Source organism: Flexivirga oryzae (assembly GCF_014190805.1).
In the GTDB taxonomy this organism is placed as follows: domain Bacteria; phylum Actinomycetota; class Actinomycetes; order Actinomycetales; family Dermatophilaceae; genus Flexivirga; species Flexivirga oryzae.
The window spans coordinates 151,807-167,497 of record NZ_JACHVQ010000001.1 but is presented as its reverse complement, the minus strand read 5'-3'; the positions used below and the strand labels follow the sequence as shown (position 1 = coordinate 167,497).

13 protein-coding genes, 3 pseudogenes and 1 other annotated feature are annotated in these 15,691 nt (G+C 65.2%); of the genes and pseudogenes, 7 read left to right on the top strand and 9 right to left on the bottom strand.

The annotated features are described in order from the left end of the window. The first annotated feature begins 1 nt into the window (after nucleotide 1). From FHU39_RS00815 to FHU39_RS00795, 5 genes and pseudogenes are all read left to right on the top strand, one after another. The gene (locus tag FHU39_RS00815; protein ID WP_183318083.1) at nucleotides 2–886 is read left to right on the top strand and encodes a hypothetical protein; all 885 of its coding nucleotides are present in this window, start codon (nucleotides 2–4) and stop codon (nucleotides 884–886) included. A gap of 1,079 nt (nucleotides 887–1,965) precedes the next feature. Next, nucleotides 1,966–2,977 (top strand): annotated as a pseudogene (gene rfbB / locus FHU39_RS00810) (dTDP-glucose 4,6-dehydratase). Nucleotides 2,978–3,131: 154 nt separating this feature from the next. Further along, nucleotides 3,132–3,494 (top strand): SDR family oxidoreductase, encoded by a 363-nt coding sequence (locus FHU39_RS00805; protein ID WP_343065677.1) that lies wholly within the window; start codon nucleotides 3,132–3,134, stop codon nucleotides 3,492–3,494. A gap of 57 nt (nucleotides 3,495–3,551) precedes the next feature. Further along, nucleotides 3,552–3,905 (top strand): transposase, encoded by a 354-nt coding sequence (locus tag FHU39_RS00800; RefSeq protein ID WP_183318081.1) that lies wholly within the window; start codon nucleotides 3,552–3,554, stop codon nucleotides 3,903–3,905. 584 nt (nucleotides 3,906–4,489) lie between these two features. Continuing rightward, a complete protein-coding gene (locus FHU39_RS00795; protein WP_246336252.1) occupies nucleotides 4,490–5,608 on the top strand; it encodes a reverse transcriptase domain-containing protein in 1,119 nt (372 codons plus the stop codon). A 28-nt stretch (nucleotides 5,609–5,636) separates the two neighbouring features. Here the strand turns inward: FHU39_RS00795 and FHU39_RS00790 are convergent, their stop codons facing one another. The 7 genes and pseudogenes from FHU39_RS00790 to FHU39_RS23725 form a co-directional block, all read right to left on the bottom strand. Then, a complete protein-coding gene (locus tag FHU39_RS00790; RefSeq protein WP_221185080.1) occupies nucleotides 5,637–6,410 on the bottom strand; it encodes an ExeA family protein in 774 nt (257 codons plus the stop codon). A gap of 38 nt (nucleotides 6,411–6,448) precedes the next feature. After that, on the bottom strand, nucleotides 6,449–7,081 hold the full coding sequence (locus FHU39_RS23730; RefSeq protein ID WP_281379539.1) for a Mu transposase C-terminal domain-containing protein: 633 nt from the start codon (nucleotides 7,079–7,081) through the stop codon (nucleotides 6,449–6,451). Nucleotides 7,082–7,313: 232 nt separating this feature from the next. Further along, nucleotides 7,314–7,613, bottom strand: a pseudogene (locus tag FHU39_RS00780) (transposase); the annotation flags it as partial. A gap of 43 nt (nucleotides 7,614–7,656) precedes the next feature. Next, a protein-coding gene (locus FHU39_RS00775) for an IS3 family transposase (protein WP_246336125.1) occupies nucleotides 7,657–8,876 on the bottom strand; the annotation gives its coding sequence in 2 pieces (ribosomal slippage) (nucleotides 7,657–8,606 and nucleotides 8,606–8,876; 1,221 coding nt in all). Further along, nucleotides 8,476–8,607 (bottom strand) — a sequence feature (AL1L pseudoknot). Its footprint overlaps the gene before it by 132 nt. A 52-nt stretch (nucleotides 8,877–8,928) precedes the next feature. After that, nucleotides 8,929–9,969: pseudogene (locus FHU39_RS00770) on the bottom strand (IS256 family transposase); the annotation flags it as partial. Between the two features lie 126 nt (nucleotides 9,970–10,095). Continuing rightward, complete coding sequence (locus FHU39_RS00765) at nucleotides 10,096–10,842, bottom strand: DDE-type integrase/transposase/recombinase (RefSeq protein ID WP_221185078.1); 747 nt, start codon at nucleotides 10,840–10,842, stop codon at nucleotides 10,096–10,098. Between the two features lie 114 nt (nucleotides 10,843–10,956). Continuing rightward, nucleotides 10,957–11,211: a hypothetical protein gene (locus FHU39_RS23725; protein ID WP_221185077.1), complete on the bottom strand. Its 255-nt coding sequence runs from the start codon at nucleotides 11,209–11,211 to the stop codon at nucleotides 10,957–10,959. A gap of 643 nt (nucleotides 11,212–11,854) precedes the next feature. Between FHU39_RS23725 and FHU39_RS00755 the strand changes: the two genes are divergently transcribed. Together FHU39_RS00755 and FHU39_RS00750 are read left to right on the top strand one after the other, a co-directional pair. Beyond that, entirely contained in the window at nucleotides 11,855–12,220 is a 366-nt protein-coding gene (locus tag FHU39_RS00755) for a group II intron maturase-specific domain-containing protein (RefSeq protein WP_221185076.1), read from the top strand. After that, nucleotides 12,213–13,235 (top strand): IS3 family transposase, encoded by a 1,023-nt coding sequence (locus FHU39_RS00750; RefSeq protein ID WP_246336249.1) that lies wholly within the window; start codon nucleotides 12,213–12,215, stop codon nucleotides 13,233–13,235. The genes FHU39_RS00755 and FHU39_RS00750 overlap by 8 nt, the downstream gene beginning before the upstream one ends. Here the strand turns inward: FHU39_RS00750 and FHU39_RS00745 are convergent. Continuing rightward, nucleotides 13,168–14,319 carry a glycosyltransferase gene (locus tag FHU39_RS00745; RefSeq protein WP_183318073.1) on the bottom strand — a complete coding sequence of 384 codons (1,152 nt, stop codon included), beginning with the start codon at nucleotides 14,317–14,319 and terminating at the stop codon, nucleotides 13,168–13,170. The genes FHU39_RS00750 and FHU39_RS00745 overlap by 68 nt on opposite strands. Then, complete coding sequence (gene wecB / locus FHU39_RS00740; protein ID WP_183318071.1) at nucleotides 14,316–15,686, bottom strand: non-hydrolyzing UDP-N-acetylglucosamine 2-epimerase; 1,371 nt, start codon at nucleotides 15,684–15,686, stop codon at nucleotides 14,316–14,318. Before wecB ends, FHU39_RS00745 begins: the two co-directional genes overlap by 4 nt. Between the last annotated feature and the right edge of the window lie 5 nt (nucleotides 15,687–15,691).

The following is a 15,691-nucleotide window of genomic DNA, read 5'->3' as shown; positions in this document are numbered from 1 at the left end:
TATGCTGGGAGACGAGATCGACCGAAAAGCTCGTACGCCGCTCCAGGGGTTCGCCCTCCTGCGCCGAGCCAGCAAGTCGTCGCCAGCAGGCTTGTTCAAGTTTGCAAACTTCAGTCGTGAAGTGACCGGAAATGATATTCCCGCCTCGTATCGCGGAATTTATGTGAACGGCTTTACCGACGTAACCTCCGCGGACGTCTACTGGTATACGAGTCACGCATGCACTCAAACGAACTTATCGACCAATACAGTGGATCCTCGGCTGCGTAATAGTTGTCGATCCGCATCCAGCTATGGCAAAACCGTTTCGTCAATGCGACAATTAGTTGCGATTGGCAAACGGCCACAACCGGTCTGGAATTTTGTAGAATTGCTGAACGGAGCATCACGCGGAAGCCCATTTGTCGCGGATATCACGCCCGCTCAACTTAAGGGCGCCGTGATGAACTCTCTAATCAATGGCGCCCAAGGAATTGTGTATTTCAATCAGAGTTCATCCGGACCCTGTCGGGGATCGGCGCTTATACGGCAATCACAGTATAATCCCCGATTCTGCGCGACGCCGAACGTAGCGGCCATGGGGCAAATCAATAGACTGATTCGTCAACTCGCACCAGTTCTGAATACTCAATCATATCAGTTCGATTTCGGGACGGGTCTTAACACGATGCTCAAATCCTACAAGGGATCCACATATTTATTTGCGATGATCTCCGGTGGTTCACGACCCGGGAAACGCACCTTCAGCGTTCCGCATGTACTAGACGGCAAGGACGCCACAGTAGTTGACGAGCATCGCACTATTCACATTTCAGCTGACGGAAGTTTTACGGATACTTTCTCGACGGAAGACACATATCACATTTACCGAGTTTCGAGAGGGTGACCTTTCGTGCCGATTTGGCAGCCCTGAGCTAATTAGCGCATTCAAACTCAACTCGCGACCAAACCTCAGTCGTCGACACTAGAGCTCACGCCACCGTTACGGAACATGAAGTCGTCCGGGTCTTCCATTAGTCTGGCCGTCATTGCGTGATGACCAGCGGCGAGGCGCCCTTGCTCCCTTTCACGTCGACTGAGGTACCGCGTGATGGGCAGTCGATAGAGGACACCATCGCCTACTCGATGAACGACGTTCCGGTAGACGCGCGTGGCGTCCACATCGGTCCAGACTGGCCGACTCGCAGCGCCGTGATGATACACGACGTCACCATAAACACCGTAGAGGACGGGATGATCCCCTAGGTCCGCGGACCGCCGCAGCCGAACCCATTCTTGGTCCGCCTTGTTCAGCTGCTGGAGGAATTGGCCACCTACGTCCCTGCGGATATGTCCGTCTTCGACGACCCGAACCGGCCCCTCCGCCCACGTCCCCGCGAGCCTAAGCCATAGCGCAAAGGGTAGAAGGCAGAACAGCGGATGGGGCTGTTCATCGCCGTTATTCTCGGTACGCACAGCCGCGATAGGCTGGTCCTCGGCGCAGGCATATGTAACTAAGTCACGAAGTGGGCGTATGGGAAACGCGTCTTGATCCAGGACCAGCAACAAGTCTTCTGATGCTATCCCGGTCGCAGCGCGTGCTATGACGCCATCGAGATTCTGAGCGTGGCGTCCTTCCACCGTTATCACGTTGAATTCGTCGAACTGATGCCAATTGCGGAGAGCCGGGTCAGTTAACTGGACCCCGCCTCCTATCCCAAGGTGAAGGGAAACCCGGGTTGTATCGAGGTGACGCGCCAACTGTGTTTGCTGCAAACGGACCCAATCGGCTGAGCCCCAGTGGATAGTGACGACATGGACGCGTGGCTGCACATGCACCACGCTACCAAGAACCTATGGCTAGTTCGAACTCTCCGCTGGCCGCACGGGACTGCTGCACGTTTCGGTGACAGTTTGTAGTCACGCAGCCTTGTCGGCTGGCACCGCCTACATCCAACCCCCATCCACCAAGGAGTTCATCCCCTCGTGCGAGTCCTGGTCAGCGGCGGAGCCGGTTTCATCGGATCCAACTTCGTCCACCTGACCCGCGCGACGCACCCGGACATGGCGATCACCGTGCTCGACGCACTCACCTACGCCGGCAGCCTCGCCTCCCTCGATGGCATCCGCGATGACATCACCTTCGTTCGAGGCCCTGTGACGGATGCCGATCTGGTCGACTCACTGGTGGCCGACACCTTGTCGTCCACTTTGCGGCCAAGTCACACAACGACAACTCGCTCGCCGACCCCCGACCATTCCTCGACACCAACATCATCGGCACGTACACACTGCTCGAGGCTGTCCGCCGGCGCAGGGTGCGTTACCACCACGTCTCCACCGACGAGGTCTACGGCGACCTCGAGCTGGACGACCCTACGCGGTTCACCGAACACACGCCCTACAATCCCTTTTCGCCCTACTCATCCACGAAGGGGGCCTCGGACCTGCTGGTGCGCGCGTGGGTGCGCTCCTTCGACGTGCAGGCGACCATCTCCAACTGCTCGAACAACTACGGTCTACGACAACACGTCGAGAAGTTGATTCCCCGGCAGATCACCAACGTCATCGACGGGGTCCGACCCAAGCTCTACGGCGACGGTCGCAACGTGCGGGACTGGATCCACGTCGATGACCACAACAGCGCGGTCTGGGCGATCCTCGACCACGGCTGCATCGGATGCACCTACCTGATCGGTGCTGACGGCGAAAGATCCAACAGGCGGGTCCTCGAGCAGACCCTGCTCGCGATGGGTCAGGAGGCGAACGCCTACGACCGCGCCGGACACGACCGGCGGTACGCGATCGACCCTCTCTGTTGCGTGCCGACACCGGGTGGTCGCCGCGCTACACCAACTTCGCCGACGGGCTGGCGGCGACCATCGACTGGTATCGAACGAACGAAAACTGGTGGCGGCCGATGAAGGACGCCACCGAAGCCCGTTACGCCCACCAGCACGTCACCGGCACCGGTGACGACGACGCAGTGACCGCATGACGACCTGGGCGATCCTCGGCGGCCACGGGATGCTCGGCACCGAGGTGACCGACCTGCTGACCGAGCGCGGTACGACGGTGCGAGCTTTCGGCTCCACGGACGCCGACCTGCGAGACCAGGAGGCCCCGCGTCAGCCCTCGCCGGGGCCGACGTCGTGGTCAACTGCGCCGCATACACTCGGGTCGACGACGCCGAGACCCACGAAGCCGACGCCTTCACGATCAACGCCATCGGGGCACGCAACGCGGCACTGGCTGCACGGGCGACAGGTGCGCGGTTGGTCCAGATCTCGACCGACTACGTCATGGACGGAACCGGCTCCGGGCCCTACCCCGAGGGCGCCGCGCTCGCTCCCCAATCGGCATACGGCCGGACGAAGGCTGCGGGCGAATGGGCCATGCGCGCGACCCATCCCGACACGCTCATCGTCCGCACTGCCTGGCTGTACGGTGCCCAGGGCGGTAACTTCATCGCCACCATGCTGCGCCTTGCGCAGACGCACGACACCCTCGACTGAATCGTCCTTGGTTTGATTGAGGGGAAGCCAGATTTCCTGGAAGGAATCCCATCGATCATGGCGAATGTGAAGTATCCGCTGGAGCTTCGTGAGCGTGCGACCCGGTTAGCGGTGGAGGCCCGTCGTGACCCCGATACGCGTACTGGCGCGATCGCTCGGGTCGCCGAGCAGCTCGGGGTGCACAAGGAGGCGTTGCGGATGTGGGTCCGTAAGGCCGAAGCGGCGGATCTACCGGTCGAGCCGGAAGACTCCGAGGCGCGGATCCGGTTGCTGGAGAAGGAGAACCGGGAACTACGTCGTAGTAACGAGATCCTGAAGTCGGCCGCGGCTTTCTTCGCGGCGGAGTTGTGCGCCACGAGGCGCCGTGTTATCGAGAGGCGGTGGGAGACCGTCTCCGCCGGGTTGTCGTAGCAGCTTGGTGAAGCCTGGGGGCAGCCTGGTGCGGGTGGTGACTCGCGCCGGGTGGCAAGCGGCCCCGACAAGCGCAGGGCGTGCCGGTACTGCCAGACGGTGCGGGCCTGTGAGGCGAGGTCAGAGGGTACAGCGAGAGCGAACCAGTGGTTGACGCCCCGTAATCGCGAAGCCGGCTCGAACCTGGTAGATCTGGGCCGGTGCGCAGCGCACGCTCATCGGGCACCGTGTGGTGACCGGTGGGTGACTTCGAAGCCGTGTAGCTCTGACGGTGGGAAGGCTGCGGTGAAGGGCTACGGCGTAGCCGCAGCGATGCTGCCGGGGTAGAGCTGGGTGCCGGACTGGCTGATCGAGACATGGTGAACGTGGGAACCACCCCGTGGTGCGAGAGCCCGTTGTCCGGGCTCGGGTCGGTCACCACCGGTGCGCCGCGGGGTGGGGCGGAGGCCTGGTAGTAGTCGCGGGCGTGACGACCCGCCGTAGGAGTCCGGGAAAGCCGGGCACAGGGCGAAGCGGGCCAGCAGGTCGAGCAGGTTGTGTCACTGGAAGATCAGGAGGTTCCCGTCCCACATGGGCGGGTGTCGATGGTGAATACCGACGAACTGGAAGCTGCGCTGTTCACGGCGCAGCAGCGGGTACTGAAGATTCAGACCAAACTGCATGGTTGGGCGCTGCGGGATCGTGATCAGCGGTTTCGTGACGTGTTCAACCTCGTTGCCGATCCGGCGTTCCTTTTGGTGGCGTGGGATCGGGTCGCGGGAAATACCGGCGCACGTACTGCCGGGGTCGACGGACGAACTGCCGTCAGTGTTGCGGACGGGATCGGTGTGGACGTGTTCCTGGCCGATCTTCGGGCGGCGTTGCGTGACGGGACGTTTCGGGCCTTACCGGTGCGGCAGCGGATGATTCCGAAGCCGTCCGGTGGGAAGCGACGGTTGGGGATCCCGACCATCGCGGACCGGGTGGTGCAGGCGTCGGTCAAGCTGGTGTTGGAGCCGATCTTCGAGGCGGACTTCCTGCCGTGCTCGTACGGTTTCCGCCCGAACCGCCGCGCGCATGACGCGGTCGCCGAGGTGCGTTACCTGGCCAGCCGCCCACGCTGTTACCAGTGGGTGCTGGAAGGAGACATCAAGGCGTGCTTTGACGAGATCGACCACACGGCCTTGTTGGGGCTGGTGCGTCGTCGCGTCAAGGACAAGCGCGTGATCGCGCTGGTGCGGGCGTTCTTGAAGGCCGGGCTGATGGATGAGGCCAGGGCCTTTGAAGAGACCACCGCGGGTACCCCGCAGGGTGGAGTGCTGTCACCGTTGTTGGCGAACATCGCGTTGTCCGTGCTGGATGAGCACATCGCGGCTCACCCGGGCGGGCCGCGCGCCAGTAAGGACCAGCGACACCGGCGTCGCCGTCACGGGCTGCCGTCGGTGCGGTTGGTCCGGTACGCCGATGACTGGTGTCTGATGGCCAAAGGCACCCAACACGACGCTGCGATGCTCCGTGAGGAGATCGCCGTCGTGCTGGCAACGATCGGGTTACGGCTCTCGCCGGACAAGACGTTGATCACCCACATCGATGAGGGACTGGACTTCCTGGGGTGGTGTTGTCCGTCGCTCATCTTGCGGATGTTGTCGTCATTGATGTTGCCGATGATTGGGTATGAGATTGGCCCCGCCCGGAGGTTTCGGGCGGGGCCTTGCTCGTCATGATGACGGCGTTGTCGGCGCGGTGACGCGGTTAGTCAGTGCCGGTTTCGGTGATCGCGGCCCGGGCTGCTTTCTCGTCGACGAGGGTGTCGTTACGGGCGAACGCGGCGGTCAAGGCGTTGAGGGCGAGGTTGTTGACCGCTCGGGGGTAGCCGCGGGAGGCGTTGTGGATCAGGGTGATCGCGTCGGCGGTGAACAGGGCGTCGGCGCGGCCGGCGATCTTGAGGTGATGGCCGATGTAGTCGACGGTGTCCTCGGGGTTCATCCCGGCCAGGGCGTACCGGACGGCGATGCGTTGATCCAGGGCGGCGAGCACGCCCAGGCGTAGGCGTTGCCGCAGGGTGGGTTGGCCGACCAGGATCGCGGCGAACGGTGCGCCGGAGTCCATGTCGTGGTTGGTCAGCATCCGGATCGCTTCGAGCTGCGGGTTATCCAGTAGGTGGGCTTCGTCGAAGATGATCACGGGGGTGCGGCCGCGTTCGGCGTGTTCGGCGGCCAGGGCGTCGGCGGCTTGCGGGGCCAGCGTCGCGGTGTAGAACGAGGGGACGTGTCCCAGGGTCGCGACGATGTGGTGCAGCATCCCGCGGACCCCGATGGAGGGGTTGGGCAGGTAGATGATGATGTGCCGGGAGCCGTCCAGGGCGGTGGTCGCTGCGCGTACTGCGACGGTTTTCCCGGCGCCGACTTCGCCGGTGACCACCCCGAGGGCGTGCTGGCTGATGCACCAGTCGATCCGGGCCACGGCCTCGGCGTGTCCGGCGTGCCGGTGCAGCATGGACGGGGCCAGGTTCCGCCCGAACGGCATGGTCGTGAATCCCCAATGTGATTGCAATCGTTGAATACTCACTGCTGCTCCTGTGTCGGGTCGTTGCCGTGGTGGCGCCGGTGTTCGGTGTGTGCGTCGTCGTGGTCGGGCGCGTCGATGAAGTCCTCGATGCTGGTTTGCCCCGGGACCTGCTCACGGCCACCGCCGTCACCAGCCAGCCGGGAGTACAACGCGTTGAACCCGATGCCGGGGTCGTCGGCGAGCCCAGCGTGGTGGGCCTGGGTGACCAGGTTCAGGTACGCGATCCCGGTCGATGGTGCTGGTTCGGGCTCGGGCGTTTCGGGTTTCGCCTTGGGGTGAGCGTGCCGGGTGATGACCTGCGGGAGGGCGGGACCGTAGCAGCGGCCGTCGTATCGGACTTGAATGTGTTCCAGGTCGAACGGGGAGAAGACGAGTTCGACCTTGCGGCCGACCAGGGCGGCTTCGACCTGGTAGCTGTTGCCGTGCAACGAGACGGTCGCGGTTTTGGTCACGGTGCGCACCTGTGACCATAGGAACGCCTCGGTCAGGGCGTCGCCGCTGGGTATCGCGGGGGCGGCTCCGATCCGGTCCCACCCGGTGTTCCACCGCTCCAGCGGGGTTTGCCCGGTTTCGGAGTGGACCTGGTGGTGGTAGACCGATTCGACCCATGCGGTGAACTGGGCATTCAACCCCAGTAGCGCCGCCGCAGCTGTGATGCCCTGGCCGGTCAGGTCGGCGGCGCTGGTGTCGGTGACTTCGACGAGGAACTGGTCTCGTACGGTCCTGAAGAATCGTTCGATCTTCCCTTTTCCTTGGGGCCGGTTCGGGGTCGCGTGGGTCAGCCGGATCCCGAGCGTGGCGCACGGAGCTTGTCAAGTTTTCTGTGTAAGGAATCGGTTCGTGTTGTTGGGTTTTCGGTTCTTACAGGTGGGGGTTGATGCGGTCGGGGTAGGCGATCGCGAGTTGTGCGAGGGCTTGTTTCCAGTTGGTGACGACTTGTCCTTCGACCAGGCGTCCGGGTGCTTTACGTTGGGTGGCGGGTTTGCCCTTCTCCTGGGCGCGTTCGCGGGCTCGCTTGTCCTCAATGTTGCAGATCGCCAGCCACAGCAGCTTGATCACGGCCTCGTCGGAGGGGAAGTGACCGCGGTTCTTGGTGACCTTGCGCAGCTGGTAGTTCAGCGACTCGATCGAGTTGGTGGTGTAGATGACCCGGCGCAACTTGTCAAGTCCCGGGTTTGGTTGAGGCTCAGCGGGTTTGATTTTCTTATGCTGCGGTGGTCGCGTGTTGCGTCCAGTACGCTGCTTCGACCTCGACCGGAGGTTGATAGTTGAGCATGGAGTGGATCCGGTGGTGGTTGAACCAAGCAACCCAGTCCGCGGTCGCGGTCTCGACGTCGTCGATGCCGTCCCAGGGGCCGTCGAGGTGGATCAGTTCGGCCTTGTACAAGGAGTTCAGCGCTTCGGCCATCGCGTTGTCGTAGGAGTCCCCACGGGACCCGACGGACGCGACCGCGTCGGCCTCCTCCAGCCGGTGGGCGTACCGCAATGCCCGGTACTGCACGCCCCGATCACTGTGGTGCACAAGGCCGTTGACGTCATGCCCGTCACGGCGACGGGCGAACAGGCCCATGTTCAGGGCGTCCAACGCCAGGTCGGTGTACATCCGGGTGGAGGCCTGCCAGCCCACGATCATCCGGGAGAACACGTCCAGCACGAACGCGACGTACACCCAGCCGGCGTCGGTGCGCACGTAGGTGATGTCCGCGACCCACAGCTTGTTCGGGGCGGCCGCGACGAACTGCCGGTCGACCAGGTCCTTGGGCCGGCCGGTCTCTGGTGCCGGGCGCGTGGTGCGGGGGAACTTTCCCCGTACCGTGCCGCGGATACCCAGCTGCTTGCACAGTCGCTCCACGGTGCACCGGGCCACGTCGATCCCGTCGCGGTTCAGCTGCGCGTGGATCTTGCGGATCCCGTAGACCCGCATCCGCCGGTCGGCGTGGATGCGCATGATCTCCTCCTTCAACTCGGCATCGCGGCGGGCGCGTGCCGAGGGCGGTCGCTTCTTGTGGGCGTAGTACGTGCCGGGGGCGATCTTGACGTCCAGTTCGGTGGAAAGGACGCGGCAGATCGGTTCGACACCCCAGCGGTGCCGGTGCTCGTCGATGAACGCGACGACTACCTGGATGGGCGGTCGAACTCCGCCGCGAAGAAAGCCGCGGCCGACTTCAGGATCTCGTTACTACGACGTAGTTCCCGGTTCTCCTTCTCCAGCAACCGGATCCGCGCCTCGGAGTCCTCCGGCTCGACCGGTAGATCCGCCGCTTCGGCCTTACGGACCCACATCCGCAACGCCTCCTTGTGCACCCCCAGTTGCTCGGCGACCCGAGCGATCGCGCCGGTACGCGTATCGGGGTCACGACGGGCCTCCACGGCCAACCGGGTCGCACGCTCACGCAACTCCAGCGGATACTTCACATTCGCCATGATCGATGGGATTCCTTCCAGGAAATCTGGCTTCCCCTCAATCAAACCAAGGACGATTCAACTCGGGCGGGAACGCCAGGAACGGGATGAACCGGTCCCAGGCGGAGAACCACGTCTTGTACGTGTGGGGGTACTTCTGTCCCCACGGGCCGTCCGCGAAGTCGTCCAGGGCGTCCTTGGCCGCCCGTTCGTCGACGGCGGTGTAGACCGGTTTCAACGCCGCGGCGACCTTCTTACGGTCCTGGTAGCCCACGAACCGCATCGAGGCCCGGATCAGGTGCACCACGCAGGTTTGCACGGTGGCCTGCGGCCAGGTCGCCTCGATCGCGTCGGGCAGCCCGGTCAGCCCGTCACAGCACACGATCAGCACGTCCCGGATCCCGCGATTCGACAAGTCCGCGCACACCCCGGCCCAGAACTTGGCGCCCTCGGCGTGCTGCAGCCAGATGCCCAGCACGTGCTTGATGCCATCCATGTCGACGCCCACGGCGATGTGCGCGGCCTTGTTCCGCACGTGCGCACCGTCGCGGACCTTGACCACGATCGCGTCCAGGTAGATCACCGGGTACAACGCATCCAGCGGGCGGGCCTGCCAGGCCAGGATCTCCTCGGTGACGGCGTCGGTGATGTTGCTGACCGTCTCGTGCGACAGGTCCGTGCCCAACGTGGCTTGCAAGTGGTCGGCGATGTCACGCACCGTCATCCCGCCCGCGTACAGGCTGATGATCATGTCGTCCAGGCCGCCCAACCGGCGGGTGCCCTTGGGCACCAGCCGCGGGGTGAACGTGCCGTCCCGGTCTCGGGGTACGGCCAGGTCCACGTCGCCGGCAGTGGTCGCGATCGTTTTCGGGGTCGTCCCGTTGCGCGAGTTGGGGAAGTCGGCGGCGTCCGGGTCGCCCTTGGCGTATCCGAGGTGATCGGTCAGTTCGACGTGCAGGCCGCGTTCCAGGGACGCCTTGAGCAGCTCGCCGACGAACCCGCCGTCGCCGGTCAGGTCCAGCTCACCGGCTTCGATCTTGGCGAACAGCCCATCCAATGCGCCCGATTCGGCCAACTCGCCCACGGCGGCCCGCGCCGGCGACCCGGCCCGGATCGCACGCCGCTCGGCCAGCCGGCTCGGCCGCTTCGCGGCAGGCTTATCGCTCACGTCAGTCCCAGAAGTCTCGTCAGTCACACCAGACATCGTGTCGGTCATCATGGTCCTTTCCGGACCGACCCCTTACACAGACCATCTGACACCCTCGGCGCACGCCCGCAGCAACCACGAATCCACATAGGCGGCGCCGTTGTCGACGTAGCAGCAGCCGGGGATCCCGCGGGAAGACAACGCGGGTTTGAGGGCGGCTGCTAACCGGACGGTGTCTTCGGCGAACCCGAACCGGTAGCCGACCAGCAGCCGGGTGTGGTCGTCCAAGAACGCGAACAAGTACACCTTCCGCCCGCCGATCTTCGGGCCGTGTAACGCGTCGCCGACCCACCGCTGGTTGGGCGCGTCGGCCTCGTACCGGCTGAACACTTCACCGGTCCCGGGTGCGTCGAGCATCAACTGCCGTCGGTGGAACAGGCGCAGCAGTGTCGATTCCGAGGGGGACCAGCCCGAGGAGGCGGCCAGGATCCGGGCGACCTGCGCGGCGGTCCGGTCCGGGTTCTCCTTCTTCAACGCGACCGCGAGTTCGAGCACGTTCACATCGATGCGTGAACCTGCCTGCCGCAGTGAGGGTTTCAGCCCTTCGAACCCGTCGGCCCGGTAGCGGCGGATCCACCGGTCCAGGGTGTCGCGGGAATACCGGTGCGTCCCGCCGAACGGTCCCTGATGGTCACGCGCGGCGATCGCGCGCACGATCCGCCCCCGCGCCCTGGTCGACAACGCCGGGTCCAACGCGGGACAAATCACCTGGTACCGGAACAGCGCGACCTGCTGTGCCCGTTCCTGTCGTTTCACGCTCTCGTGGGCAGCCTCGGCCATGAATACCTCTATTCGACAACGAATCCCAGCCCACACGTACAGGCCGAGAAGGGATGCCCGCGAGGATTCCAGGCCGACCCGCCACCGGTCAGGGGCAACTGGTGTTGCCCGCCCTCACACCGCCACCGCCGGCCATCCCGGCGCGAGAAGCCGACCAGCCGAGCACGCGGCAGCAACCTGCCACGCCGTCACCGGACCGAGAACACCCCGCGGGCCGAAACGAGCCGTGATCGCAGCCATCGCCGCGCCGAGCGCGGCCAGCACGTCCCGCCACTGACAGCCCAACCCGTCCGGGACCGGCACGTCGACCCCCGCCCGCCGGGCAACGCCCAGCAGCGCGACACGCGCGGCAGCCAGCCGACCAGTCATGACTCGTAGCCAGCCCCGGACAGTGGACTCGGGCACCCCAAGACGCACGCTGATCGGCCGGAACCCCCGCCCCTTCGCGCGCGCCGCCAACGCGGACCCGATGACCTCCACCCCATACGCTCGACGCAGCAACACCGTCACCGGCAACAGCACATGAGTGACCAGGCATCCCGGGCACCGAGCACGCCGCGGCCGCAAGACGCCCGCGATCCCGTGGATTCGTCGAGGCCGCGCCCACCCCCACGGGCGTAACGCTTCCCGGCACGCCGGGCAGTCGATCCCGCCCGCGGCCAACCGTGACTCGACCCGACCATGATCAGCCTCTACTGTCACCACAGGGTGCCTCCGTGCATCCGGCACGGTCCTCCCGCGACAGGTCCTCCACGACGAGAAGCGGGAGGGCCGTGGTCATCGATTGATCAGGAAATCCTGCCCGAGACCGGCACACTGACGATGCCGATCACCACGAACACGCCCCGGCACCCCCACCACGACACTCATCGGCAAACCCGATGACGACACCCACCTGCCACACCGTCATCCAGAGTGACGCTCAACAGGGTGGCATCTTCAACGCCACCGTAAGAGGGGAACCAGCCGGTACTACGTCTACACCTACCCCTCACGCGCTGCGGTGCGGCGCGTGACCAGGAAGGTCAAGTCGCTGTCCCGGCAGGTCGGCACGAGCCAACCACTGGCCGAGCTGCTGCGACGCGTGAACAACGCGGTCCGTGGCTGGTGCGGCTACTTCCGGCACGGGGTGTCGTCGCGCGTGTTTTCCTACCTCAACCACGTCGTGTGGTCGCGGGTGTGGAACTGGATGCGGCGCAAGCACCGTCACGCCACGTGGAAGGACCTACGCCGCCGGTACTGCGGCGGCAGGTGGTGGCCCGCGGACGACCGGGTCGTCTTGTACGACCCGGCCAAGGTCCGCACGAACTGGTACCGATACCGCGGAACACTCATCCCCAGCCCCTGGCCACAACCGGCCCAGGGGCAGGCTGCCTGAGCAGACCTGTGGAGAGCCCGGGAAGCGGCCCGGGGAAACGGAATCCGCCCCTGCGGCGGACACCGCGCCCCGGGCCGACTTTCACCGACCGCCCATCCAGGTAGTCGTCGCGTTCATCGACGAGCACCGGCACCGCTGGGGTGTCGAACCGATCTGCCGCGTCCTTTCCACCGAACTGGACGTCAAGATCGCCCCCGGCACGTACTACGCCCACAAGAAGCGACCGCCCTCGGCGCGCGCCCGCCGCGATGCCGAGTTGAAGGAGGAGATCATGCGCATCCACGCCGACCGGCGGATGCGGGTCTACGGGATCCGTAAGATCCACGCGCAGCTGAACCGCGACGGGATCGACGTGGCCCGGTGCACCGTGGAGCGGCTCTGCAAGCAGCTGGGTATCCGCGGCACGGTACGGGGAAAGTTCCCTCGCACCACCCGCCCGGCACCAGAGACCGGCCGGCCCAAGGACCTGGTCGATCGGCAGTTCGTCGCGGCCGCCCCGAACAAATTGTGGGTCGCGGACATCACCTACGTGCGCACCGAGACCGGCTGGGTGTACGTGGCGTTCGTGCTGGACGTGTTCTCCCGGATGATCGTGGGCTGGCAGGCCTCCACCCGGATGTACACCGACCTGGCGTTGGACGCGTTGAATATGGGCCTGTTCGCCCGCCGCCGTGACGGCCATGACGTCAACGGCCTTGTGCACCACAGTGATCGGGGCGTGCAGTACCGGGCGTTGCGGTACGCCCACCGGCTGGAGGACGCCGACGCGGTCGCGTCCGTCGGGTCCCGTGGGGACTCCTACGACAACGCGATGGCCGAAGCGCTGAACTCCTTGTACAAGGCCGAACTCATCCACCTCGACGGCCCCTGGGACGGCATCGACGACGTCGAGACCGCGACCGCGGACTGGGTTGCTTGGTTCAACCACCACCGGATCCACTCCATGCTCAACTATCAACCTCCGGTCGAGGTCGAAGCAGCATACTGGGCGCAACACGCGACCAGCGCAGCATAAGAAAATCAAACCCGCTGAGCCTCAACCAAACCCGGGACTTGACAACCGCCAGCAACACCGCACCGACCAGGGCCGAGCCGGTGAGCAGCTGCAACACCGGCGTGATCAGGTAGTACGCCATGTCCACCCGCGCTGCAGATGACACTTTCGCTCTGCCGCTCCCGCCGATCAGCCCGACCGCTTCCCACGCGCCCTGTGCCCACCGGGTTCGCTGCCGGTAGAGGCGACGCAGTGACGAGACACCCTGCTGCTCCACAGTGGCATTCATCTCCTGTGCCCCGCGCCAGCCGGCCTGCAGCAGCCGCACGCCGATGTCCTGGTCCTCGGTCAGCCGGTGCCGCCATGGGCCTTCGTCGACCGCCACGTCGTCAAGGGCGGCCAGCCGGTTCGCCTGGCCGTTGCCGCCCATGTTCGCGGTCCCCCATGCGGTGCGCCCGAGCTGGTAAACCCCACCGAACACGGCGAATTCGACATCCTGCGCCCACGTTAGCCAACCCCTGCGGTTGTAGATGCGCACCCGGGACTGCACGCCCGCCATCCGCTCGTCGACGAAGTGACGTGCGAAATGCTGGGGTGCGTCGACCGAGAGCCGTCCGTCCGCGTCCACGACGACAATCACCACCCGATCGGTCGTCCACGTGCGCGCGCCCTGTGCCAACACCACGTCATGGGTATGCCGCCAGGCGGCATTCAGCGCCGCTGCCTTACCGCGACGAGCTTCCGGGAGGTCCCGGCGCAGCACGCTCAGGTCCGGACCGGCAAGACCCTGCAACACCTCCGGGGTCCTGTCGTCGGAGCCGTCGTCGATCACCAGGATCACCTTGTGCGTCGCCTGCACCGCACGCAGTCGCGCGACACTGTCGGCGATCGTGACCTCTTCGTTGAGCGCGGGCACCATGAAAACCCAGAGGAATTCGGACTCGTCCGCCTCAGGCATCGAGCGCCGGCGGACCCGCCCTGCGTTGATCCGCAACACCGCCACCGACAGCAGGGAGCTGGCCGTGATCGCCAGGATGCACCAGAACAGGACTTCCACCACCGCGGGCAGTCCGGCATACGGCTCGTACCACGCAGGGCTCTTCACCGAAGAGCCACTTCTTCGATCGGGTCCTGCCCGGAAGGCTCGGCGATGCCTCGACCAGGTGCCGGGCGAGTGATCGCCGATGGGTCGTGGTCCCAACCGGCTGCGCGCAGCACCTCGATACGGTTGAAACCACTCTGGTAGGAATCCGGCGACTGCTTGCCGAACGCGATGTGTCGCATCGCGCTTACGATCCGTGCCGCAGTGTGGCCGTCGCCGTACGGGTTCTCCACCGACTGCATGCTTTCGCGCGCGCCGGGGTCGTCCAGCAATTCGCTGGCCGCCGCAACAATGCGTTCGGTGTTGGTGCCCACTAGTTTCAACGTTCCGGCGTCCACCCCCTCCTGGCGCTCGGTCGTCTCCCGCACGACCAGCACCGGTGTCCCCAATGACGGCGCCTCCTCCTGCACCCCGCCGGAGTCGCTGATCGCGAAGCACGCGCGACCGAGGAGGCGCGCGAACCCGAGGTAGTTCATCGGCTCCACCAGCGACACATTCGGTTTCGCCTCCAGCATCGGCCGCAGGGTTTGCGCGACCCGCGGGTTCGGGTGCAGCGGCAGCACGAAACGCACCTGCGGATAGCTGGTGCTCAAGGTGACGATGGCAGCAGCTATCCGTCGCAAACCCTCGCCCCAGTTCTCCCGGCGATGCGTGGTGACAACCACAACACGTGTCGTCTCGTCATCCTCCAGGTCGGCCAGCTCGGGAGCGCCATACGGAACCTTCATCGCCGCTGCCCACTGCAACGCATCGATGGCGGTGTTGCCGCACACGAAGATCCGCCCGGTCGGAATCCCCTCGCGGATCAGTCGCTCCTTGTTGACGTGCGTCGGAGCCGCATGGAACGTTGCGATGCGGGAGATCATCTGCCGGTTCAGCTCTTCGGGGAAGGGCGACAGCGTGTTCGACGTGCGCAGCCCGGCCTCGACGTGGATCACCGGGATCTGCAGATGGAAGGCCGACAAGGCCGCAGCCGCGGCGGTGCTCGTGTCGCCGTGTACCACGCAGGCCGCGGGATATGCGTTGTAGTCGCGCTCCCCCACCTTCTTGTCGGCCGGCCCGAACTGGTCGATGCAGAAGCCCTGCAGCCCGACCAGCACCCGCGCAAAGAGCTCGTTGAGGGTGATGCCCGGTCGACCGACACCCAGGTTGGCGTGCGGGGCGAGACCATCCAGGGCCAGGACCGACTCAACGATCCCCGAATGCTGCCCGGTCGCAATCACGAACGGCTCGATCAGCCGGTCGCTGGTCATCGCCCGGATCAGTGGCAGCAGCTTGGTCGCCTCCGGTCGGGTGCCCACCACAACCAGCACCTTGCGCTTGGCAAACCTCGCCGATGGTCCTGCCCCTGCCGCCAGTTCAGCGTCCATCAACT